Genomic DNA, 23,224 nt, shown 5'->3' with positions numbered 1-23,224 from the left:
GATGACGGGCTTAGTGGGCTTTATAGGTAATAAATACGCTGTAAAGCAAAATAGTATATGCATAAATGAGTTATCAGGAAAAGTTGTTAATACATGGCAAACCTCTACATGCCAGTTAATATTGAAAGCGCCGGAAGAAAACGTAGCACATCAAAGCTATAGTAATGGTAGTTGCAATGTTGATATATTTGGTGATGTTTTTTCTCATAAAACACACAGCTCTGATAATTGGTCAGTAACAATTGCTGAGCAATATCAGCTTGGTCAATTGGAGACATTTTTAACAGAACTTAATGGTTACTTTATCATTACAATATTTGATAAAAACAGCCATAAAGTGTCTCTTATAAGTGATCGGTTTGGACACCGGCCTTTACACCTTTGGTTAGAAGATAATCAATGTTTAGGATTTTCTAGTGAGCCTAAAGGTATATTACTGCACCCTGAACATACAATCGATATCGATGATTCAATAGCCGATATGTTTATTAATGTGGGGCAAATGTTAGGTACTAAAACACTCTTTAGTAATATACATCGACTAGCACCTGCAACCATCATGACAATAGACACAAATAATCATATGTATAGTCAGTGCCAGTATTGGCGTTGGAGTGAGATTAAAAAAAATCTTACGATTTCTTTTGACCAAGCCGTTGATGATTTATATTGCTACTTTGATAAGGCAATGCAACGTTGTATGTCTTCAATAAATCAAGGCAGGTTAGCTATTACTTTAAGTGGTGGCCTTGATTCTCGCGTATTACTTGCCTCTGCTAAGCAGCACTTTAAGGGCGAAATAAGTACCTTTACTTTTGGCCAAGAAGATTGTGATGATGCAAAAATTGCGCGACAAGTAAGTGATATCGCTGGCGTAGCTAACTCCTTAGTGAGTATTGAGCAAAATAACTGGTATGAAGGCCGTGAAAATGGCGTTTGGTCAACAGATGGTAATAAAAATATTTTGCATATGCATGCACTAAGTTCTGTTGATAATATTTCAAAATGTTCGAATTACTTACTCAATGGCTATGTTGGGGATTTAGTCCTTGGTGGCAGTTATTTATATGATGAAAAAGATAAATTTTCATCTCCAGGTAAGTTGTGTGCGGATAGTTATGAGCCGTACAAGCATATAATTGACGCTAATGAAGAATATTTTAATTTTCCTGGCACTGATCCCTTCTTTCTTTATCAACGCTGTGTGCGTTTTGTCTCTGCCGGTAGTGATTTGCTTAGTCATAAGTTAAATAGCTTGAAGCCTTTTATAGACAATGACCTGATTGAATATGCCTACTCTTTACCTGATCATTATAGAGCTAACAGTAAGCTCTATAATGCGATGCTTTTAAAATATTATCCAGATTACTTTTCTACCATTGTTTGGCAAAAAACGGGTAAAGTTATCGGCACAGTAAGTGAAGAAATCAGACCGTCGAATACTGCATATAGCATTCGGCAATTTTTCGTTCGGCTTTTAAAAGGAGGGCCTTTAGAAGCTACAGCTAGAAAGTTATACCGTGTTCTATCTGGCAAACGAAATTATGCTGTTTATGAAGATTGGTTGAAACATCCGGAGTTTCGTGAATATATTAATGCGACACTATTAACAGAAGATTGTTTAATGCATAACGTATTAGGGAAAAGTCGGGTAGAGCGTATTGTAAGTGATTACTTTAAAGGAAAAGCCAATGTACAGATTGATGTTATAGGTTGCTTACTTACACTTGAAATATATTTGCTTAAGTTATCTACATTCAAATCTTTGAATATTAAAAATAATAAGTAACTCTTACGCACAAGTCACTTGAAAGTGCATTTTCAAGTGACTTGTGTATATTCTATTTTTTAATGATGCAGAGTTATCTATATTCATAATTTCAAGCTAACAGAATTGGTAAATTACAATTAATTTTGAGATAATAATATTCCGTCTAGTCTATCCCATATTATTGGCTTGGTAACGGCTAATAACCTATATATCTATTTAAAAATTACAAGGCTTTAAATGAAAACAATTATGGTGACAGGTGGTGCTGGCTTTATTGGTAGTGCTGTTGTTCGTTTTTTGTTGACTGAAACTAATTGCAACGTTATTAATATTGATAAGCTTACTTATGCTGGGAATTTACTATCTTTAGCTGATATTGAAAACCATGTTAATTATAATTTCGCCCAAGTTGATATTTGTGATAAGCAAGCGATAACAGCGTTATTTGACCGTTTTGAGCCTGATGCGATCATGCACTTAGCGGCAGAGTCTCATGTTGATCGTTCTATCGATGGCCCAGCAGAATTTATTCAAACCAATATAGTAGGTACTTTTACATTACTTGATGTAGCTAAAAATTATTGGGATTCTCTCGCTTCTCCGAAAAAAGAACTTTTCCGGTTCCATCATATTTCTACTGATGAGGTGTATGGCGATTTAAAAGATAGTGGCTTACTGTTCACTGAAAATACGTCTTATGATCCTAGCTCTCCGTATTCTGCATCTAAGGCAAGTTCAGATCATTTAGTACGAGCATGGCATAAAACTTATGGTTTACCTACGGTTATAACTAATTGCTCTAATAATTATGGACCTTACCATTTTCCAGAAAAACTAATTCCACTAGTTATTTTGAATGCACTTGAAGGCAAAAACTTGCCAATTTATGGTGAAGGTAGCCAAATTAGGGATTGGTTATATGTTGAAGATCATGCGCGTGCTTTGTATCAAGTGATAACTCAGGGTAAGCCAGGGCAAACATATAATATTGGTGGGCATAATGAAAAAACCAACATTGATGTTGTTAAGACAATTTGTCGAATATTAGATGATGCTGTCCCTGATAAACCAAAGGGAGTAACTTGTTTTGAAGAACTTATTGTTCATGTGAAAGATAGACCTGGACATGATTTACGCTATGCGATCGATGCAGATAAAATCAAACAAACATTGGATTGGGTACCAGAAGAAACATTTGAATCAGGTATCAAAAAAACAGTTCAATGGTATTTAAATAACCACTTATGGTGTGAACAGGTACAATCGGGTGCATATCAGCGCCAACGTTTAGGAACTAGTGATACATGAAAGGAATAATTTTAGCTGGTGGCAGCGGGACGCGTTTGCATCCGATAACTCGTGGTGTTTCTAAGCAGCTTTTACCTGTTTATGATAAGCCAATGATTTATTATCCATTATCGGTGCTTATGCTAGCGGGTATTAGAGAAATTTTAATTATTACAACACCAGAAGATCAGCAACAATATGTGAATTTACTTGGTGATGGACGTGATTTTGGTATAGAGATTTCTTATGTTGTTCAGCCTTCACCGGATGGCTTAGCGCAAGCCTTTATTCTTGGAGAAGAGTTTATTGGTGATGATAGTGTTTGTCTTATTCTGGGAGATAATGTTTTTTATGGTGCTAATTTTTCGCCCAAGTTAAAGCAAGCTGCAAAAGTTGAAGATGGAGCAACCGTGTTTGCTTATCAGGTTAACGATCCGGAACGTTTTGGCGTCGTTGAGGTTGATAGTGACTTTAATGCTGTATCTATTGTAGAAAAACCTGAGTATCCAGCTTCTAATTATGCGGTAACAGGGTTGTACTTTTATGATAATTCAGTGATTGAAATTGCAAAGTCAATTGAGCCTTCTAGCCGGGGCGAATTAGAAATTACGTCGGTAAATGAAGCTTACTTAAAGCAGAAAAAATTAAAAGTTGAGGTGTTAGGGAGAGGCTTTGCTTGGTTAGATACCGGCACTCATGATAGTTTGATGGAAGCGTCAAGCTTTGTGCAAACTGTTGAAAAGAGACAAGGCTTTAAAATAGCTTGTTTAGAAGAAATAGCTTTCAATAATGGTTGGATTGATCGTGGAGCAATTGAAGTACTTAGCCAGGCATTATTGAAAACAGATTACGGACAGTACCTGCGTAAGCTAATTGATTAGCATGCCAATAACAGTTTCCTTTGTACTGATTGTATTGAACTGAAATTAAGATGATTAACTTTGAGTAAAAAATGAAAGAACAATTTGTTGTTGAAAAAGAAGTAACACTGAGCGAGATTTGGCATGTTGTTTATACTAATAAATTAATTGTTATTTTGATTGTTAGTCTATTTGCCATCTCATCGATATTCTACAGTATAAGCTTGCCGAATCTTTATCGTTCTGAGGTTAAACTTATGTCAGCCGGAGAATCTGCAGGTGGCTTATCATCTTTAGCTGGAGGGCTTGGTGGTTTGGCAAGTATGGCTGGTATTAGCCTTCCTGGTGGTGGTGGGGAAAAAACAGCATTAGCGCTTGAAGTGCTGCAGTCACGTATGTTTTTAACCGACTTTGTTAATAAATATAAAATTCTTGTTCCTCTGATTGCAGGAAAAGGAACTAATGATAAAGGTGAAATAATTATAAACAATAAACTGTATGATTCTGATAGTAATAAATGGATTCGAGCAGTTATTGCGCCTAAACCTGTGATTCCATCGTCTGAAGATATATTTGTGCGTTTTAAGCAAATTATGGTGGTAAACAAGGCAAGTAAGAATGGTATTATTAATATAACGTTAGAGTTTTTTGATCCTAAAATAGCGCAATATTGGCTAACACTATTAGTTAAAGAAATTAATTTAGCTATTAAAGAACGCGATAAGAAAGAGGCAGAGCAGAGTATAACTTATCTAAAAGGTACTATTCAGGATATAGAAAACGCAACAACACGACAAGCCTTTTATCAGATCATAGAAGAGCAAATGCGAACACTTTTGATGACAAATGTACGTGACGAATATGTTTTTAAAGTGATTGACCCTGCGACATTCCCTGAAGTTAAGGCATCTCCAAAACGTGCACTTATTTGTATTATAGCTACGCTTGCAGGTTTTGTTTTAGCGTTAATGTTTGTATTAATCCGACACTTTAATGCAAAGAAAGATTAGTGTGACTTCTAATCGTTATTAAATTAGGTAAATGTAATGTCTGAACTTCCGTTGGTTTCTATATATATTCCGACACATAATCGAAGTGATTTTCTTATTCGAGCGATTGAGTCTGTATTAGGGCAATCATATGAAAATATTGAAATTTTAGTTTGTAGTGATGGCTCATCTGATAATACCGATACAGTGATGCAGGAATATTGTACTAGATATAGCAATATTCGTTATTTCAAAAATGCGACACCTCAAGGAGCTTGTGTTGCTCGAAATGTCTGTATTAATAATGCTAATGGGTATTTTATTACAGGGCTCGATGATGACGATGTTTTTCATCCTGAAAGAGTTGCCATATTTGTTAAGCTTTTCAATGAGAGCGATGCTTTCTTGTGTTCATCGCTTGCTGAAGAGAAGCTAGTAGACATTTCTTCTGTTGAATTTCCTGATATAGCACCACTAGGTGAATTAACCAATATCACTCTGAGCGATTTATTATTCAATAACGAAATTGGTAATCAGGTATTTACAACAACTGAAAAGCTACGAGCTATAGATGGCTTTTGTGAAGAGATGCCAGCATGGCAAGATTATGACACATGGACAAGGCTGAGTCTAAAATATGGTGTAGGCCGAAGAATTAATACGGTTTTATATATTGCCGATATAGAGCCTAATAGACTACGCATTACAACTTCGAAGGGGCAACTTGGTTGCTTTAAATATTACGATAGATATATGTATTTGATGGATAAAAAACAAATAAAAAATGCTATTTTGAGAAAGTCTATATTTTCCAACCAAAAGCTACCAGTGCTTGAGCTTGTTCGTTGCTTTAGTGTTAAAGGTTTTCGGAATTGGTTGCGCGCAACAGCTATTTTTTTAGGACATAAATTTTAATGAGAATATTAACATTGACCAACATGTATCCCACAAAAGATAAACCTTATTATGGGATTTTTGTAAAAGAGCAGGTCGAGGAGCTAAAAAAATCGCTCAAAGATGTCGACTACTTTTTTCTTGATGGTGATAATATGGTGGCAAAATATCTATTATCGATTTTTGGTTTATGGAAAAAATTAAATCAGTTTAAACCTGATATTTTGCATGTGCATTTTGGCTTAACTATGCTTCCTGTTATTTTACTCTATCCATTGCTTAAGTATCGTAAGTGTAAAATTGTCCTAACATTGCATGGAGGCGATGTTGTTGGTAATAATCTTCCTGTTTTATGGATAACTAAGCTTGGCATAGGTATATCTGATTGTTCTATCTGTGTAAGCGAAGAAATCACACAAAAAGTTAAAAACTATACTAGTCGTTATTTATATTTACCCTGTGGTATTGCTGGTATATTTAAGCAAAATGATGCTAAACGAGAAAAAATTATTGTTTTTCCATCAAGCCCGACAAGACATGAAAAAAACTACGAACTATTTTGTTCAATTATTGAAGAGGTGAAGCAAGACTTTAATTCTCCTTTTGAAGTTAAAGTGTTAGAAAATTTAAGTCGTAAAGACGTTGCCAACTTGTTGCAGAAATCTGCTTGTATGCTGATGACTTCTCATTATGAAGGTTCACCCCAAGCGGTTAAAGAAGCTATATTGTGCGGGCTACCAGTTGTGTCTACACCTGCTGGTGATGTACCTCTTTTACTTAAAGCTTATGACGAATGTGTTGTTTCGGTGGATAAAGCAAAATTAGTTACTGCTGTGTGCCACTTTCTAGCCAATTATAAAAGTGGTTTTTCTTATGATAAGAAGCATCAAGAGTCACTGTCAAACCGTATTGTTTGTCAAGAAATCATAAAGTGCTATCAACAGCTTCATTTTAAGTAGCTAGTATTATAGAGGTATGCGGTGAGCTTTATAATTCTATCTTTTTGGTTGTCCAGAGTATTAACAATATCATTTGATAGTAACCTATTACGTTTGGGCGTTCCGGTCTTTATGCTCTCGTTACTATTTATTTTTTTGATGATCAATAAGAACTCTCTTTCTCTATTTCTTAAAACAACGTTTACCAGGAATTACTTAGCAATATTGATCGTTTCCCTTCTATCGACTTTGGTAGCACTTTATAACGGAATGCCAATTATGTCTTCGTTAGCTGAGCTAATGAAGATTTTGTTAATGGGAGGCTTCTTTTTTTTAGGTTTTATTTTATGCATATATAACAAAACATCAGTGGCCTTAGGGACCTTAACTTTTGTTATTTTTGTCCATATATCCTGTGGTATTATCGGCTACTTTTTAGGTGTTGGTATTATTATTGAGGATGTTCTTAGGCCTACAGGTATTACTGGCAGAGTAAATATTTTAGCAAATATAGCTTTGTTTTCTTGTGTTTTTTATGGAATACGTTGTTTTTTAGAGAATAAGAACCGTTGGTTGTTATTTTATATTAGCTTCTCATCATTTATTCTTATTTTATTAAGCGGAACTTTAAAGAATATTATCAGCTTGTTCGGTGCTTATGTTGTTTATGTGTTTCTTTCAAGTAAAAACAAAATAGTATCAGCATTCTTTTTCATTATCCTTGCTTTGCCGTTAACTTACCTCGTTATTTTTTATACGCCAATTGGCGAAAGATTAATTGAAACAGCTATAGCTGGCGTAAATGTTGAGGTTGAAGAGGGGGAAAAGCTAGAGTCATCATTACAGTGGCGAGTGTTACACTGGAAATTATTATTAGATGATTGGATAGGACGATTTTTCTTTCAAGGTTCGGGAATAGGGCAAGCCGTAAATATGAACGCGTTAAAAATATCCGACGGTAAAGGCTATTCCGCTCATTCTGACTGGTTAAAATACTTAGTTGAGCTTGGACCTATATTTTTCTCTGTATTTATTTATTATCATTATAAATTAGTTAAGCCTTTATATGTTGCTTCTAGAGAGGGGGCAGCCCTTGAATCAGCTACATTTTATACTTTTATTGCTTTAGTTATCGCAATGTTGGCTGGTCCAGTTTATTTTACTGTTTGTTTTTTCTATTTCTTTTGGCTAGTTTTAGGTGTCATTGCAGGGAAGAGATACCTTAAGCCTGAGAAAATAAAAAAGCACTATAGCCATGAGTTAAATGTAGAAGTATTAAGAAACACATTGAAATAAAATTGTATTTCCACACAAAATTATCGTATTTTTACCTTAAATGAACTTTAGTTCAGGTGTTATATATTGAGAGGCTCATAACACCTGACGTTTAATATGGATATTTTAAGCTTGAATTTAGTGAAAGGATGGAGCACTAGTTAATTTTTAATTTATGGGTAATTGTTTTAAATAAAAACATTGGAAGTACTAACTGCCTCCGCCATCTCTTAGGGTCTTTTATTAGTCTGTATAGCCATTCAAGATGTAACTTTATTAACCATTTTGGGGCTCTGTTAACTTTACCTGCATAGACATCAAATGAACCACCAATAGGAAAAAAGGTTGCGTCAGGTAAGTGACGTTGAAGTTCCATGCATAATTGCTCTTGTTTAGGTTGTCCTAATGCAACAAACACAAACTTAGGGTGTGCTTGGACAATTTCATTAAGTACTTTTTCTTTATTTTGAAAAAAGCCATCATGGCTGTAGGCAATATCAACATTTGGATAGTCAGCGCCTATGTTCTTTTTGACTATTTCAAGAGTTGAATACTCAGCACCAATAAGTGCAATTTTCTCAGATTTCAGTTTATTGAGCACACTAAGCCATAATTCACAACCTGGGGTTTTTCTTATCTTCTGCCTGTTAAGTAGGTTAACTGCAAATACAGCGCCGATACCGTCACAATAGCCAATATTCTTATTGACAACATCGGTAAGCTCTTTTGATTCGTGATATAAAGCTTCTGCATTTAAAGAGACATAAATTGCCGGATTTTCAAGGCAGTAGTCAGTCAGTTGCTGTAAAGAGCTGAAGCTAGTGATATTAAAACCAAATAGCTGGGTAGAAATAGGTGGCAAAGAGTACCTCTGATGTTTAAATGTTAGAAAAGCAATATGCTAAATTATACCGCAAGCATCGACTATTTACAGTGAAGAAACTTAGCTTTCTGCCAGCTAACATGATAAAAATTAAATGAAGTGTAGAATCAAGTTCTAGAGCAGGAGGTTGTCAGCAAGCTGCTTTAATGTCGAAAGACTAGATTATCTGAAAATTAACATCATACAAGCCCAAGACGCTATTCCTGCAACAATATCATCGAGCATAATACCTAAGCCACCATGACAGTTTTTATCTAAATAAGAGATTGGCCAAGGCTTTAAGATATCGAAAAAACGAAATAAAGCAAAACCAACTAATACTGTTAGCCAGCTTACCGGGATCAGATACATGGTGATCATAAAACCAACAATTTCATCCCAAACAATTGCGCCGTGGTCATGTACGCCAGCATCTTTTGCTGCTTTACCGCAAATATAAACCCCTGCGATACTCATGATAATTAACAGTGCTAAATAATATAAATTATCTAAGTTAATTGCTAAAAAAAAAACAGGAACTGCAGCAAGCGTACCAAAAGTTCCCGGTGCTTTTGGCGCTAAACCGCTTCCGAAACCTAAAGCTAAAAAATGAATTGGATTTGAAAGTTGAAAATTTTCTGTTGATGCAGCCATCGTTAATCTTTGCTCTGAGAAAAATGTTCGAAGCTTTTAGCATTAATTGCGACAGGCTTACTATTTAACGTGGTAGAAATTTTATCACTACCATTAAGCTGCCCTATACAAGTAATAATGTTGCCACTATTTGCTAACGCTGTTTCCATACCAACTTTATTGTCTTCTGAAACCGTAAATAGCAACTCATAATCATCGCCGCCAACGAGTGCAATATCGAATGCTTCTTCAATACTAACACTGTCTCGCAGTGCATTAGAAATTGGTAAATCTTCAAGCACAATATTAGCTCCCACTTTCGAGGCAGTGCAAAGATGGCCAAGATCAGACATTAAGCCATCAGAAAGATCAATAGCGGCACTGGCATACTCACGCAATGCCTGGCCTGCTAAAATTCTTGGTGTAGGGAAATCTAGACTATGACGGATCTTCTCGCGATATTCAGGGGTAACCTTCACTGTATTAAAAATATCTTTTAATGCTAGTGCTGCATCACCAATTTCGCCAGTTACATAAATCCAATCGCCTGGCTTAGCACCCGAGCGAGTAATGTGCTTATCAAAAGGTGTCAAACCTTGAGCCGTTATCGTAATACTTAACGGCCCTTGTGTGGTGTCGCCGCCAATAAGTTGCACATTATAAAATTCACAAAGTTCAAAAACGCCAGTACAAAACTCTTCAATCCATTGTAAGTCAACTTCAGGCATAGTGATCGCTAAAGAAACCCAAGTTGGTTCAGCCCCCATTGCCGCTAAATCTGATAAATTAACCGCAATAGATTTATGTCCAATAGCTCTTGCACTCGTTTCATGAGGGAAATGGACACCTGCAACTAATGTATCTGTTGTAATTGCTATATTTTGACGGTCTGATGGGCTGACCAAGGCACAATCATCACCGATCCCAAGCAAAACATCTTTACGTTTAATAACCTGCTCAGTAAAGAAACGCTTGATCAATTCAAACTCTTTCATAGTACAACCAATTTACTGTTACTCGTTAGGGCGAACGAGTTTGACAACCTTATCTAACACGCCATTAATAAACTTGTGGCTATCATCTGCTGCAAAAGACTTTGCCAATTCTATTGCTTCATTAATAATGACGCGATAAGGCACATCTTGACAGTCAGTTAATTCAAAAACAGCAACACGTAAGATTGCTTTTTCAACATGATCGACATCGTCAAGTGGGCGATCAACATGTGGGGAAATACTCTCATCAAGACTACTAACTTTAGACGAAACACCACGAAATAATTGTTGAAAGTAGTCGATATCAAAACGACGAGCACTATTTTCAGTCAAAAAATTCATTTCAATATCTGAAATATCATTTTGACTTAATTGCCAAGAATATACCGCTTGTACAGCTAATTCTCTGGCTTTTCTTCTAGGGGATGGTTTCACAAAAAATATCCTGTTATAACTTATCTAATACATTAACCATTTCTAATGCACTTAAGGCTGCTTCTCCGCCTTTATTGCCCACTTTCAGGCCTGCACGATCAATAGCTTGTTCAATGGTATCTGTCGTAATAACACCAAAAGCAACTGGCATAGTATATTCCATTGCTACTTGCGCTAAGCCTTTATTACATTCACCTGCAACAAAATCAAAATGAGGTGTACCACCACGAATTACAGCACCAATAGCGATGATAGCGTCGTAACCGCCTTTTGCGGCAACTTTTTTAGCGGCAACTGGCAGCTCGTATGCGCCAGGTACATGAATGACAGTAATATCACCATCTGCAACATTACCATGGCGTTTAAGGGCATCTACCGCGCCTTCAAGTAAACGCTCAACAACAAAACTGTTAAAACGAGAGACGACAATGGCAAATTTTTTACCGGTTGCATCGAAATTAGCTTCTATGATGTTCATGAATAATTGGCCTAATGATAAAAATTTCCGCGATTCTATCAAAAATTTGAAAGTTTAGGTACTCGTTTATTTCATTATGTCGTGATGTGAAAGATATCCATCCGCGATACGACTAAAATATTTTTCTGTAAAGAGGTTAATATCAAAGCCAAAATATTACCGCATCATCTTGGTCAACGCGCTCTAAGATGAAAACGTTAAGCGCTATACTTAACGTTTTTGAAAGAATTATCGGGTTTTACGCAGATATAATGCATCAACGATTCTTTGGCAGGCATTACCATCGCCATAAGGGTTATGAGCAAATGACATTTTCTCATATTCTTCAACATTAGTGAGTAACTCGCTAACATTAAAAACAATAGCATCAACATCTGTTCCCACCAACTTTACCGTACCAGCATCTACCGCTTCAGGTCGCTCTGTTGTATCTCTCATCACTAGAACAGGTTTCCCTAATGACGGAGCTTCTTCTTGAACTCCCCCTGAATCAGTGAGGATAACATTCGCGTGATCCATCAAATAAACAAACGGTAAATAGTCAGCAGGTTCAATTAGGTAAATATTAGCCTTAGACGCTAATAATCGATTAACAGGCTCGCGAACATTTGGGTTTAAGTGCATAGGATAAACAAATTGCACATCAGTAAAACGTTCCGACAATATTGATATCGCTTGACAGATACGTTCGAAGCCACCGCCAAAACTCTCTCGTCGATGGCCAGTAATTAATATCATTTTTTTACTGCGATCTAAAAAATGAAACTTTTCAGACATCTGAGTTTGAATGCTAGAGTTTTCAGCTAACTTAGTTTGCACCTCTAATAAGGCATCAATAACGGTATTACCAGTAATCACCATTTTATTCTGATTAACACCTTCAGATAACAAGTTTTGCTGGGAAGTTGATGTCGGTACAAAATGTACATCAGCTAAGGCCCCTGTTAACTTTCGGTTTCCTTCCTCAGGCCAAGGTGAATAAATATTACCTGTACGTAATCCGGCTTCAACATGTCCAACTTTGATTTGCTGGTAATAGGCTGCAAGCGTCGCAGAAAATGTCGTTGCAGTATCGCCATGAACTAGTACATAGTCAGGCTTAAATTCTTCTAAAATGCCTTTAAGGCCATGTAATATCCCAGAAGTTATACCAGTCAAGTCTTGCCCTGGTTCCATTAAATTTAAATCATAATCAGGTGTGATTTCAAACAAATTTAAAACCTGATCAAGCATTTCACGATGCTGAGCGGTGACACAAACTTTAGCATCGAAACGCTTGTCACTAGCAAGTTTATGAACAAGAGGTGCCATTTTTATCGCTTCAGGGCGAGTACCAAACACAGTTAATATTTTCATTTTATGCAATGCGTACCTAAAATGCGATGAAATTAAAAAAGAGAAAATGATTATAACTTAGAAGCTATTAAAAATAGAGTATATTCATATCGGAATAAGTGTTTTAGTTCTTTAGTGCATTAAATTGTAGCAGTTTATAAAGAGCTTAAAGTCGCTTTAAGCTCTTTAAAAACATTTGATGTTATTATTAATGTAAAAGCCTAGCTCTTATTGTTGCATCAATTTGCTTTAATTCTTTTAATGCTAATTCACTATTTTCGATTTCAATGTCAATCACCACATAACCTATTTGATCTGCTGTTTGCAGGTATTGTGCGGCAATATTGATATTATGCTGAGCAAAAGCTTGGTTAATTTGTGTTAATACACCAGGCTGATTACGGTGAATATGTAATAATCGGCTGGTACCTGTATGTTCTGGCAGTGATACTTCAGGGAAGTTGACGGCAGATAAAGTTGAGCCGTTATCAGAGTACTTAGCAAGCTTACTTGCTACTTCAAGGCCAATATTTTCTTGTGCTTCTTTAGTGCTACCACCGATATGAGGCGTTAAAATAACGTTATCAAATTCGCGTAATGGGCTAATAAACTCTTCCTCATTGCCTTTTGGCTCTATAGGAAATACATCTATAGCGGCGCCAGCGACTTTCTTATTGGCTAAAGCTTCAGATAAAGCATCGATATCAACAACAGTGCCTCGCGATGCATTAATAAAAATAACACCATTTTTCATTACTTCAAATTCAGCAGCACCCATCATATTTTTGGATTGCGGTGTTTCAGGCACGTGCAGGCTAATAACATCAGCTTCTTTTAGAAGTGCAGTCATTGTAGGCGCTTGGCTTGCGTTACCTAAAGGAAGTTTAGTTTCGATATCATAAAATCGTACTTTCATTCCTAAAGTTTCAGCCAAAATTCCTAACTGCATACCAATATGGCCATAACCAATGATGCCGAGAGTTTTTCCTCTAGCTTCTACAGAGCCGGCAGCTGATTTGTTCCACACACCGCGATGAGCTTGAGCGCTTTTTTCAGGAATGCCGCGAAGTAAAAGTAATGTTTCACCTAAAACTAGCTCGGCAACAGAACGGGTATTTGAAAATGGCGCATTAAAAACTGGAATGCCGAAAGACTGTGCGGCTGCTTTATCAACTTGGTTAGTGCCAATACAAAAGCAACCAATAGCAACTAATTTCTTAGCGTGACTTAAAACATTTTTGTTTAAGTTAGTACGAGAACGAATGCCGATAAAATGAACATCGGCAATCTTTTTGATTAACTCTGCTTCTGAAAGTGAAGTTTTAAGGTATTCAATATTGGAATAGCCTTTGGCTTTCAATTCTTCTAGTGCACTTTGATGAACACCTTCTAGAAGTAATATCTTAATTTTTTCTTTCGCTAATGAATTGTTGCTCATGATAGTTTAACTTCTCTCGATCAAACATTAATGTAATGTTAATTTTAGATGGCTAGATTTCTAAACTATCATATAGTGTATAAACTCTAAAGGGTTATTTTATAATTTTTGCCCCTTCATTACTGCCGATAATTAAGACGTTTGCCGCTCGATTAGCGAACAAGCCGTTAGTCACAACTCCTACGATGGCGTTGATGCTATTTTCAAGTGCGATAGGATCTATTATTTCTAAGTTATGAACATCAAGAATAACATTACCGTTATCGGTTACAACGCCTGTACGATATGAAGGGTCACCGCCTAATTTAACCAATTCTCTGGCGACATAGCTACGTGCCATCGGGATAACTTCTACTGGCAATGGGAAGCGACCTAACACCGGAACTTGTTTAGTATCGTCAGCGATACACACAAAGGTTTTTGCAACGGCAGCAACAATCTTCTCTCTGGTAAGTGCGGCACCGCCGCCTTTTATCATATGCATATGGGCATTAACTTCGTCTGCACCATCAACATATACGTCAATACCATCAACATTGTTTAAATCAAAGACTTCTATGCCGTAAGACTTTAAACGCTGTGTTGACGCTTCAGAACTAGATACAGCACCAACAATTTTATCCTTAATAGTCGCTAATGCATCGATAAAATGATTAACCGTCGAACCTGTACCTACACCAACAATAGTGTCAGCTTCAACATAATCTAAGGCTTTAATTGCCGCGGCTTTTTTCATTTCATCTTGAGTCATAACGAACCTTATTTAAAATTAGTATGGAAATGTAGTATCTAACGTTAGGCTTGCATTACTTGTTGGTAATCCACCAGTAAAACTAAGCAATAATATTAGTGTATTATAGCAATAGCGTTTCATCGATGTCATAGCAAATAATCGCTTTCGCGATTAAGTTTTCGCTGGTAAGTACAAATTAACTACCCTGAGCCGAGGCTAACTAAATACGTGTTGCTTATTAGGCGTGAATATTTCAGGTAGTGGGATATCCCAGCTTTCACAAGGAAGAGAGTCAACTTGCTGGCAATTATGGGCAATACCTAGAGGGTAGGGCTTTGCGTTCTTGTTCGTTTGATAATCTTTATACCAAGAACTCAAGGTTCGATCATAAAAACCACCTCCCATGCCTAAACGAGCACCAGTGTTATCAAAAGCAACTAACGGGGTGCAAATTATATCTAATTTTGCAGGTAAAATAATGCTACGAATATCGAGCTTTGGTTCACTAATACCATATTGATTTTGGGTTAGCTGAGTATGCGGCGTATATTTCAAGAAAAGCAGGTGGCCTTTTGTGAAAGGGTGTATCACAGGGAGGTAAACACTTTTACCTTGCTGCCAACACCAGTCGATTAATGGTTGAGTATTAAGTTCACCATCGGAGGATAAGTATAGTGCTAGGTATTGAGCCTGCTTGACTCGTTGGTCAGTTGAAAAATGCTGCAGCAATGCGAACGCTGAACTCCTTTGTTGTTCTGGCGTTAACTCAAATCGTTGTTTTCTGATTCGTTGACGAATTTCGGCTCTATTTGACGTTTTCATACCATGGACCTGTGAGATAGAAGGGATACTTAAAAATACATAACATATTACTTAAATTAAGCGATTCCAGTTATAGCAAAATTGGGAGGTTAAGGCGAGAAAATCAAAGCTTAATCATGTTAGCTTTTGATTATTTTAAGGTAATAAAAAACGAGTAATAACAGAAGCCATTACTCGTTTTATTTGTCTAAAGTTTAGGAGTCTAGTCGTAAACTTTAAGCAGTATTATTGTTTCTCAGAAATACCTTCGTGAGTACCTGTAACGGCTATTTCTTCTTCAAGCTTAGCTTCAAGGTCATGATTGTCATCACCTTCAGCTCCATGCATCCATTCAACCAGCTTGTTAGCTGATAGGAAAATAATAATAGCAGTAATTAATGCGCCGATACCAACGCCTAAGAAGATATTACCCGCATTAGCCACTTGTTCTTCACCTTCACCAACAAATTGACCAATAAAGGCTGCAAGTTTGTTAGATAGAGCCGTAAAGAAGAACCAAACACCCATTAATAATGATGTGAATTTAACTGGTGCTAATTTTGATACTAGTGATAAGCCAATTGGCGATAAACATAATTCGCCTAGGGTATGGAATAAGTAAGCAAAAACTAAGAACAGCATACTTACTTTAATCGTAACATCGCCACCTTGAACCATAGTTGCCCAAACCATCACAAAGAAGCCTAATGCTAAAAATACCATAGCTAATGCGAACTTAACCGGTGATGTTGGCTCTTTGCTGCCCATTTTAACCCAAACTGATGCGATTACCGGAGCAAGCATAATAATGAACATGGCGTTTAAAGATTGAAACCAAGTAGCGGGAACTTCAAAACCCATGATATTACGATCGGTAAATTGTGATGCATAAATATTAAATAGGCCACCAGCTTGTTCAAAACCTGCCCAGAAAATCACTGAAAATACACTCATTATTAAAATAACTTTAGTACGATCTTTTTCTTCTTTTGATAAAGCTCGGGTTTTTAAATCGTCTTGCGCTGCTTTAATCTTATGAGCAGAAGGAGTAACACCAATATCACCTAAGTAGCTTTTTGCTAATGTTAGCTGAAGTGCTAAACCAATTAACATACCACAACCTGCAGCGATGAAACCGTAGTGCCAGTTAACTTCTTCGCCTAAGTAACCAACAATTAAAGGTGATAAGAAAGCACCTAAGTTGATACCCATGTAGAATATTGTAAAGGCAGCATCACGACGGTGGTCACCGTCTTCATATAACTCACCTACAAGACTAGATACGTTAGCTTTAAATAAACCGTTACCACAACAAATTAAGAATAAGCCGATATAGAAGACATTTTCTTCCATACCTACGATCATTGTTTTAGGAATACCTAAAACGAAATAACCTGCAGAAAATAGAATACCACCGTAGATAATTGCTCTACGTTGACCGATAAAGTTATCGGCTAACCATCCACCAATCATTGGCGTTAAGTATACGGCCATGGTAAAAGTACCATATAGACCAAGTGCTTCACCTGTTGTCCAGCCAAAACCACCGTCTTCAACAGTTGCTACCAAATAAAGAACCAATAAGGCACGCATGCCGTAGTAGCCGAATCTTTCCCACATTTCTGTGCCGAAAAGGAGGAATAGCCCCTTCGGATGTCCGAGTAATGTGCCTGATGTAGGTTTAGTCATTTAAGTTTCCTTTAAAAGATGCTCGAAGACATAATTATTATTATTGGTTGATTGCATTTACAAAGAAATGCACTAATTTTCCGAGCAATATTGTATAAAATGGGTTAGTCAGCCCGTTTTATACCTTTGCTGAACTTGAAAGGCAAGTGTGGAGGACTAAATACTTAGCTGATATTGCTTTATATCGTAAAGTCCTTTTTAAAATAGAAAGTAATAGGAGAAAAATATAGCAGGTAGTGACAATATTTTTTTCATTCGTCTTATTTATAATAACCTGAACTCTGGATAATGAATACTTGATATTTAAATAGATCAAAGGCTTAGGCTATGAAGTAGATGCTATAGCAAGATAAAAGTCCTTATAGACACCATCAATACTTTATTTTATGCTTTTTCTAAAGCAAAACGTTTATTAATAGTGAGTTATTTATAAACGTTTTAACGCAAAAAGTGGTATAAAAGGCAGTGTTGAGCAAGTGTTGCTTACTTATGATTCAGGTTACAATACTAATCGGTTGGATGCGAAGGGAAAGCTTTTCGTTTTCTGAAACTTTATTGCTTAATTAAATTTTGCCTCTATATTCAGCATGACTTAGAATAAGTCAAAAATATTGATAATTAGGAATAATATGCCAAATAGAATAAAAAAAGCTGTAATACCTGTTGCTGGCTTAGGTACACGTATGTTGCCTGCAACTAAGGCTATTCCAAAAGAAATGCTGCCGATTGTTGATAAACCTTTGATTCAATATATTGTTAATGAATGTATTTCCGCTGGAATTAAAGAAATTGTATTAGTGACGCATTCTTCAAAGAATGCTATTGAAAATCACTTTGATAAATCATTTGAACTCGAAACTACGCTAGAAAAGCGTGTTAAACGTCAATTACTTGATGAAATTCAAGCAATTTGTCCTAAAGACGTCACTATTTTACATGTCCGTCAAGGAGAAGCTAAGGGGCTAGGTCATGCGGTTTTAAAAGCCCGCCCAATTATTGGTAATGAACCTTTTGTGGTCGTATTACCTGATGTTATTTTAGATGATGCTACGGCAAACTTAAAAACAGAAAATTTATCGGCAATGTTAACGCGTTATAACGAAGTTGGTGGTTACAGCCAAATAATGGTTGAACCTGTGCCAATGGATATGGTCAGTAGTTATGGTGTTGTTGATTGTGGTGGTATTGAGTTCAGCGCAGGTGAATCTCAGCCTATGACCGCTATTGTTGAAAAACCTCCTATTGAAGAAGCTCCTTCCAATTTGGCTGTTGTTGGTCGTTATGTGCTTTCAGAAAAAATCTGGGAACTATTGAAAATAACACCCCCAGGTGCCGGTGACGAAATTCAGTTAACAGATGCTATTGCTATGTTAATGGAACGAGAAACTGTCGAAGCATTTCATATGTCGGGAAAATCACATGACTGTGGTTCTAAACTTGGTTATATGAAAGCTAATGTTGAATATGGTTTGCGCCACCCTGAATTAGCCGACGAGTTTACTGCTTATTTGCAGCAACTTGTTAATAAATAAACAGCAAGTAAATTTTAATAAGCTTAATTCGAAATAAGTTTAGTAGTTCTCAAACGGTAGAAATATGGATATTGAATATTTAGCAAAACTCGCTAGCTCAGCGTCATCACGTAATCTTTTCTCATTATTTAAGGATACAGAGCGTAGCGATAAATATTCATTATCCGCCGCAGGCTTACATTTAGATTATGCTAAGCAAAATATTACTGATAGTGAGTTGAAGAGCTTATTGTTCTTGGCAAATCAAGAGAACCTCTCTGATAAAATCATTGCACAGTTTTCTGGTATTAAATTAAACAATACTGAGCAGCGTGCTGTTCTGCATAGCGTTCTTAGAGCACCTGAACCTGTTAAAAGAAATGTTTTAGCTGAGCAATCGCAAGAGTTGGTTGACACTGAAGCTAAAATGGCACGTATTGTCGATGATGTGCAAACGGGAAAGGTACGATCCGTTACAGGTGAAAAATTTACTGATATTTTAGCTATTGGCATTGGCGGCTCGTACTACGGTGTTAAAGTCGCGCTTTCTGCTTTAGTTCCCTTTCATCTACAAGGTTTAAAAGCACATGTATTGGCCAATGTAGATGGTGATGCAGCACAAGAAAAGTTTAATAAACTTAATCCAGCGACAACACTTGTTGTGGTTATCTCGAAAACCTTTACTACCCAAGAAACATTATTGAATGCCACTATTGTTAAAGACTGGATGCTTAAAGCTGCTAGGAATATCAGTATTTCTGCATCAGGTATTATTGGCGATGACATCATTAGTCAACATTGGTATGCAGTAAGCACTAATATTCCTGCAGCGACAGGGTTTGGTATTAAGGAAGAAAATATTCTTCCGATGTGGGACTGGGTTGGTGGTCGCTTTTCGCTTTGGTCTGCTGTAGGTTTACCGTTGGCGTTAGTGATCGGAAATAAACACTTTAGCGAACTTAAAGCTGGCGCTTATTTAATGGATCAGCACTTTCAGCAGGCTCCATTTGAGCAGAATATGCCTGTTATTATGGCCATGCTAGGTATTTGGAATCGTAACGGCTTAGGTTATCCTAGTTTAGCTATATTACCTTATAACCATGCGCTTAGAGCGTTACCTGGTTATTTGCAACAAACCGATATGGAAAGTAACGGTAAGTCCGTCACTAATGATGGTGAACAACTTGACCACTTAACTGCCCCTGTGGTTTTTGGCCAAGAAGGCACAAATGGTCAGCATGCCTTTATGCAGTTAATGCACCAAAGCGCAGATATTATTCCAACTGACTTTATTTTGTCGCTGGCACCGACAAGTAAATTTCTAGCTAATCATGATGCTTTAGTTGCTAACTGTTTTGCCCAAAGTGAAGCGTTAATGCAAGGTAAAACTTTAGTGCAGGCTAAAGCTGAGCTATTTGCATCAGGTGCTAATGAAGCTGATGTGAATAGACTTGCAAGCCACAAAACTATGAAAGGTAATACTCCCAGTAATACACTTTTAATGAAACAGCTAGACCCTAAATCATTGGGGGCACTGTTGGCTTTATACGAACATAAAATATTTGTTCAAGGTGTGATTTGGGGGGTTAACTCTTACGATCAGTGGGGTGTTGAATTAGGCAAGCAGTTAGGTAAAGAAGTGCTTGATGTTATGACAAACCCGTTAGAAAGCATTGAAAGTACAACGCTATCTTCTTCATCTTTATCACTTATTCGTTATTACAAAGATCGTCTGACAAATGTTTAACTTAGACATTTAATTGCTATCGAAGTCACTTGGTTATACTTTTTTGATATAAACAAGCTTTTACTTATATGGATAATGCTTGATTGCTGTGGCATGATATTTATCAATATTATGTTACCACCTTTAGTGAACAGCGATGCATTTAACACATTTACAAAAGCTTGAAGCCGAATCTATTCATATCATTCGTGAAGTAGCCGCAGAGTTCGATAACCCTGTAATGCTTTACTCTGTTGGTAAAGACTCCGCCGTATTACTACATTTAGCCCGCAAAGCTTTTGCTCCCGGTAAAATCCCTTTTCCGCTTCTTCACGTTGACACCAATTGGAAATTCAAAGAGATGATTGAATTTCGTGATCAAATGGCAAAAGAGTATGGTTTTGATTTATTAGTTCATCAAAACCCAGAAGGTATGGCTATGGGGGTTGGTCCATTTACCCACGGCAGTGCAACGCATACCGATATTATGAAAACTCAAGGTTTGAAACAAGCGTTAGATCAGTATGGTTTTGACGCCGCATTTGGTGGTGCGCGTCGTGATGAAGAGAAATCACGAGCAAAAGAGCGAGTTTATTCATTTAGAGATAAAAATCATCGCTGGGATCCAAAAAGCCAACGACCTGAACTTTGGAATGTTTACAACGGTAAAGTAAATAAAGGTGAAAGCATCCGTGTTTTCCCATTATCAAATTGGACTGAGTTAGACATTTGGCAATACATTTATCTCGAAAACATTCAAATTGTTCCATTATATTTAGCTGAGAAACGTCCTGTAGTTGAACGTGATGGCACTTTGATTATGGTTGATGATGACCGTATGCCTATTGCTGATGATGAAGAAGTGCAAATGAAAAGCGTACGCTTTAGAACTTTAGGTTGTTATCCATTAACAGGTGCAGTTGAATCAACTGCGACAACATTACCTGAAATTATTCAAGAAATGCTACTAACAAAAACTTCCGAACGACAAGGGCGCGTTATTGATCATGACTCTGCTGGTTCGATGGAGAAAAAGAAAATGGAAGGTTACTTTTAACCTTAAGTTTTACTTTTGTAATTTAGTTTAGTGATTTTAGCATTTTAATTAATCGACGGTATGTCGAGCAGAAATTCCCAAGGATTAAACATGAGTCAGCAAACAGACTTACTTGAAACCGATATTGAAGCTTATTTAAAGCAGCATGAAAACAAAGAAATGGTGCGATTTTTTACCTGTGGTAGCGTTGATGACGGTAAAAGTACCTTAATCGGTCGACTTCTACATGACTCTAAGATGATTTTTGAAGATCAGCTTGCTGCTATTGAAAATGACAGTAAAAAATCAGGTACCACAGGTGAGTCGGTAGATTTAGCGTTATTAGTTGATGGTTTGCAATCAGAGCGTGAGCAGGGCATTACTATTGATGTTGCTTATCGCTACTTTGCGACCGACAAACGCAAATTTATTATTGCAGATACTCCTGGCCATGAGCAATACACACGTAACATGGCAACCGGCGCTTCAAACTGTGATTTAGCGATTATTTTGATTGATGCTCGTCATGGCGTTCAAGTGCAAACACGTCGCCATTCATTTATTTGTTCTTTGTTGGGTATTAAGCACGTATTAGTTGCTGTGAATAAAATGGACTTGGTTGACTTCAGCCAAGAGCGTTATCAAGAGATTAAAAAAGAGTACCGAAACTTTGCAGATGACTTAGCGTTTGATGATGTCCGCTTTGTACCTATTTCAGCCCTAAATGGCGATAATGTTGTTGAAGAAAGTGTCAATATGCCTTGGTACCCTGGCGCGACAATGATGAAGTTGCTAAACACTATTAAAGTTGATGAGCAAAAAGATTTCACTCAATTCCGTCTACAAGTGCAATACGTTAATCGCCCTAATTTAAACTTCAGAGGTTTTGCTGGCACGGTTGGCTCTGGTCATATTCGTGTTGGTGATGAAATTGTTGCTTTGCCTTCTGGTAAAGAAAGTACGGTAAAATCGATAGTTACGTTTGAAGGCGATATAGAGCGCGCTGATCAAGGTATGGCTATAACATTAACCTTAGAAGATGAAATAGATATTAGTCGCGGTGAGATGATTGTCAAAAAAGGCAATGTACCTACGTCAGCTAAGGAATTAAGTGCCACCGTTGTTTGGATGCACGAAGATGAATTAGAGCCTGGACGAGAGTATTATATTAAACACGGTAGTAAACTTACGACAGGGCATGCCCTTAGTATTAGTCATCGTATCGATGTTAATACACTAGAAGAGTCAGCTGTTGATCAATTATCATTGAATGAAATAGGTGTTGTAAAGCTAGCAACTTCTGAGGCCTTGCATTTTGATGCTTACAACGATAATAAAGCCACCGGTGCCTTTATTATTATCGATAGATTAAGCAATATCACTGTTGGTGCTGGTATGATTAACGGTGCGTTAGAGTCACAGCAAGAACACCAGTATTCTGACTTTGAAAAAGAGCTGAATGTACTTGTGCGTAAACACTTCCCTCACTGGGGTGCTCGTGACTTGTTAAAGCAATAACGTGCAAATTTTTATTTATT

At 36.9% G+C, this 23,224-nt stretch carries 21 protein-coding genes; 11 read left to right on the top strand and 10 right to left on the bottom strand.

Annotated elements, in window-relative coordinates; genetic code table 11:
* Position 1 precedes the first annotated feature (1 nt).
* The 7 genes from B7C41_RS06940 to B7C41_RS06910 all read left to right on the top strand — a co-directional run bounded on the left by B7C41_RS06940 (position 2) and on the right by B7C41_RS06910 (position 8,035).
* Positions 2-1,789, top strand: a complete 1,788-nt coding sequence (locus B7C41_RS06940; RefSeq protein WP_085298070.1) for an asparagine synthase-related protein — start codon at positions 2-4, stop codon at positions 1,787-1,789.
* A gap of 219 nt (positions 1,790-2,008) precedes the next feature.
* Positions 2,009-3,079, top strand: coding sequence for a dTDP-glucose 4,6-dehydratase (rfbB, locus tag B7C41_RS06935; protein ID WP_085298069.1), 1,071 nt, complete (start codon positions 2,009-2,011; stop codon positions 3,077-3,079).
* Positions 3,076-3,939, top strand: a complete 864-nt coding sequence (gene rfbA, locus B7C41_RS06930; protein ID WP_085298068.1) for a glucose-1-phosphate thymidylyltransferase RfbA — start codon at positions 3,076-3,078, stop codon at positions 3,937-3,939. Before rfbB ends, rfbA begins: the two co-directional genes overlap by 4 nt.
* Before the next feature lie 71 nt (positions 3,940-4,010).
* Positions 4,011-4,928, top strand: a complete 918-nt coding sequence (locus B7C41_RS06925) for a GNVR domain-containing protein (protein ID WP_085298067.1) — start codon at positions 4,011-4,013, stop codon at positions 4,926-4,928.
* Positions 4,929-4,964: 36 nt separating this feature from the next.
* The gene (locus B7C41_RS06920; RefSeq protein ID WP_085298066.1) at positions 4,965-5,822 is read left to right on the top strand and encodes a glycosyltransferase; all 858 of its coding nucleotides are present in this window, start codon (positions 4,965-4,967) and stop codon (positions 5,820-5,822) included.
* Positions 5,822-6,760 carry a glycosyltransferase gene (locus tag B7C41_RS06915; RefSeq protein ID WP_085298065.1) on the top strand — a complete coding sequence of 313 codons (939 nt, stop codon included), beginning with the start codon at positions 5,822-5,824 and terminating at the stop codon, positions 6,758-6,760. Before B7C41_RS06920 ends, B7C41_RS06915 begins: the two co-directional genes overlap by 1 nt.
* A 279-nt stretch (positions 6,761-7,039) precedes the next feature.
* The gene (locus B7C41_RS06910) at positions 7,040-8,035 is read left to right on the top strand and encodes an O-antigen ligase family protein (RefSeq protein WP_158089093.1); all 996 of its coding nucleotides are present in this window, start codon (positions 7,040-7,042) and stop codon (positions 8,033-8,035) included.
* A gap of 136 nt (positions 8,036-8,171) precedes the next feature.
* On the opposite strand, the gene B7C41_RS06905 is transcribed toward B7C41_RS06910, so the two are convergent.
* From B7C41_RS06905 to B7C41_RS06860, 10 genes are all read right to left on the bottom strand, one after another.
* Positions 8,172-8,876 (bottom strand): WecB/TagA/CpsF family glycosyltransferase, encoded by a 705-nt coding sequence (locus tag B7C41_RS06905; protein WP_158089092.1) that lies wholly within the window; start codon positions 8,874-8,876, stop codon positions 8,172-8,174.
* Between the two features lie 183 nt (positions 8,877-9,059).
* Positions 9,060-9,530: a phosphatidylglycerophosphatase A family protein gene (locus B7C41_RS06900; RefSeq protein WP_085298062.1), complete on the bottom strand. Its 471-nt coding sequence runs from the start codon at positions 9,528-9,530 to the stop codon at positions 9,060-9,062.
* A 2-nt stretch (positions 9,531-9,532) separates the two neighbouring features.
* Positions 9,533-10,504 carry a thiamine-phosphate kinase gene (gene thiL, locus B7C41_RS06895; RefSeq protein WP_085298061.1) on the bottom strand — a complete coding sequence of 324 codons (972 nt, stop codon included), beginning with the start codon at positions 10,502-10,504 and terminating at the stop codon, positions 9,533-9,535.
* Positions 10,505-10,522: 18 nt separating this feature from the next.
* The gene (gene nusB, locus B7C41_RS06890) at positions 10,523-10,939 is read right to left on the bottom strand and encodes a transcription antitermination factor NusB (RefSeq protein WP_085298060.1); all 417 of its coding nucleotides are present in this window, start codon (positions 10,937-10,939) and stop codon (positions 10,523-10,525) included.
* Positions 10,940-10,952: 13 nt separating this feature from the next.
* Positions 10,953-11,417, bottom strand: a complete 465-nt coding sequence (gene ribH, locus B7C41_RS06885; RefSeq protein ID WP_085298059.1) for a 6,7-dimethyl-8-ribityllumazine synthase — start codon at positions 11,415-11,417, stop codon at positions 10,953-10,955.
* 228 nt (positions 11,418-11,645) lie between these two features.
* Complete coding sequence (wecB, locus tag B7C41_RS06880; RefSeq protein WP_085298058.1) at positions 11,646-12,773, bottom strand: non-hydrolyzing UDP-N-acetylglucosamine 2-epimerase; 1,128 nt, start codon at positions 12,771-12,773, stop codon at positions 11,646-11,648.
* Positions 12,774-12,960: 187 nt separating this feature from the next.
* A complete protein-coding gene (gene serA, locus B7C41_RS06875) occupies positions 12,961-14,190 on the bottom strand; it encodes a phosphoglycerate dehydrogenase (protein WP_085298057.1) in 1,230 nt (409 codons plus the stop codon).
* A 94-nt stretch (positions 14,191-14,284) separates the two neighbouring features.
* Positions 14,285-14,941: a ribose-5-phosphate isomerase RpiA gene (rpiA, locus tag B7C41_RS06870; RefSeq protein WP_085298056.1), complete on the bottom strand. Its 657-nt coding sequence runs from the start codon at positions 14,939-14,941 to the stop codon at positions 14,285-14,287.
* A gap of 198 nt (positions 14,942-15,139) precedes the next feature.
* Entirely contained in the window at positions 15,140-15,745 is a 606-nt protein-coding gene (locus B7C41_RS06865) for a 5-formyltetrahydrofolate cyclo-ligase (RefSeq protein ID WP_085298055.1), read from the bottom strand.
* A 225-nt stretch (positions 15,746-15,970) separates the two neighbouring features.
* The gene (locus B7C41_RS06860; protein WP_085298054.1) at positions 15,971-17,413 is read right to left on the bottom strand and encodes a peptide MFS transporter; all 1,443 of its coding nucleotides are present in this window, start codon (positions 17,411-17,413) and stop codon (positions 15,971-15,973) included.
* A 629-nt stretch (positions 17,414-18,042) separates the two neighbouring features.
* Here B7C41_RS06860 and galU point away from each other — a divergent pair.
* The 4 genes from galU (at position 18,043) to cysN (ending at position 23,204) form a co-directional block, all read left to right on the top strand.
* A complete protein-coding gene (galU, locus tag B7C41_RS06855; RefSeq protein ID WP_085298053.1) occupies positions 18,043-18,945 on the top strand; it encodes a UTP--glucose-1-phosphate uridylyltransferase GalU in 903 nt (300 codons plus the stop codon).
* A 64-nt stretch (positions 18,946-19,009) separates the two neighbouring features.
* Entirely contained in the window at positions 19,010-20,671 is a 1,662-nt protein-coding gene (pgi, locus tag B7C41_RS06850) for a glucose-6-phosphate isomerase (protein WP_085298052.1), read from the top strand.
* A 136-nt stretch (positions 20,672-20,807) separates the two neighbouring features.
* Entirely contained in the window at positions 20,808-21,707 is a 900-nt protein-coding gene (cysD, locus tag B7C41_RS06845; protein ID WP_085298051.1) for a sulfate adenylyltransferase subunit CysD, read from the top strand.
* 90 nt (positions 21,708-21,797) lie between these two features.
* Positions 21,798-23,204 (top strand): sulfate adenylyltransferase subunit CysN, encoded by a 1,407-nt coding sequence (gene cysN, locus B7C41_RS06840; RefSeq protein WP_085298050.1) that lies wholly within the window; start codon positions 21,798-21,800, stop codon positions 23,202-23,204.
* Positions 23,205-23,224 lie beyond the last annotated feature (20 nt).

The organism is Cognaticolwellia mytili (genome assembly GCF_002104475.1).
GTDB classification, from domain to species: domain Bacteria; phylum Pseudomonadota; class Gammaproteobacteria; order Enterobacterales; family Alteromonadaceae; genus Cognaticolwellia; species Cognaticolwellia mytili.
This window is presented reverse-complemented; position numbering and strand designations above follow the sequence as displayed.

Coding starts and splice junctions, on each gene's coding strand:
- B7C41_RS06940 (WP_085298070.1), top strand. CDS start 2: ATGACGGGCTTAGTGGGCTTTATAGGTAATAAATACGCTGTAAAGCAA.
- rfbB (WP_085298069.1), top strand. CDS start 2,009: ATGAAAACAATTATGGTGACAGGTGGTGCTGGCTTTATTGGTAGTGCT.
- rfbA (WP_085298068.1), top strand. CDS start 3,076: ATGAAAGGAATAATTTTAGCTGGTGGCAGCGGGACGCGTTTGCATCCG.
- B7C41_RS06925 (WP_085298067.1), top strand. CDS start 4,011: ATGAAAGAACAATTTGTTGTTGAAAAAGAAGTAACACTGAGCGAGATT.
- B7C41_RS06920 (WP_085298066.1), top strand. CDS start 4,965: ATGTCTGAACTTCCGTTGGTTTCTATATATATTCCGACACATAATCGA.
- B7C41_RS06915 (WP_085298065.1), top strand. CDS start 5,822: ATGAGAATATTAACATTGACCAACATGTATCCCACAAAAGATAAACCT.
- B7C41_RS06910 (WP_158089093.1), top strand. CDS start 7,040: ATGAAGATTTTGTTAATGGGAGGCTTCTTTTTTTTAGGTTTTATTTTA.
- B7C41_RS06900 (WP_085298062.1), bottom strand. CDS start 9,530: ATGGCTGCATCAACAGAAAATTTTCAACTTTCAAATCCAATTCATTTT.
- thiL (WP_085298061.1), bottom strand. CDS start 10,504: ATGAAAGAGTTTGAATTGATCAAGCGTTTCTTTACTGAGCAGGTTATT.
- ribH (WP_085298059.1), bottom strand. CDS start 11,417: ATGAACATCATAGAAGCTAATTTCGATGCAACCGGTAAAAAATTTGCC.
- wecB (WP_085298058.1), bottom strand. CDS start 12,773: ATGAAAATATTAACTGTGTTTGGTACTCGCCCTGAAGCGATAAAAATG.
- serA (WP_085298057.1), bottom strand. CDS start 14,190: ATGAGCAACAATTCATTAGCGAAAGAAAAAATTAAGATATTACTTCTA.
- rpiA (WP_085298056.1), bottom strand. CDS start 14,941: ATGACTCAAGATGAAATGAAAAAAGCCGCGGCAATTAAAGCCTTAGAT.
- B7C41_RS06865 (WP_085298055.1), bottom strand. CDS start 15,745: ATGAAAACGTCAAATAGAGCCGAAATTCGTCAACGAATCAGAAAACAA.
- B7C41_RS06860 (WP_085298054.1), bottom strand. CDS start 17,413: ATGACTAAACCTACATCAGGCACATTACTCGGACATCCGAAGGGGCTA.
- galU (WP_085298053.1), top strand. CDS start 18,043: ATGCCAAATAGAATAAAAAAAGCTGTAATACCTGTTGCTGGCTTAGGT.
- pgi (WP_085298052.1), top strand. CDS start 19,010: ATGGATATTGAATATTTAGCAAAACTCGCTAGCTCAGCGTCATCACGT.
- cysD (WP_085298051.1), top strand. CDS start 20,808: ATGCATTTAACACATTTACAAAAGCTTGAAGCCGAATCTATTCATATC.
- cysN (WP_085298050.1), top strand. CDS start 21,798: ATGAGTCAGCAAACAGACTTACTTGAAACCGATATTGAAGCTTATTTA.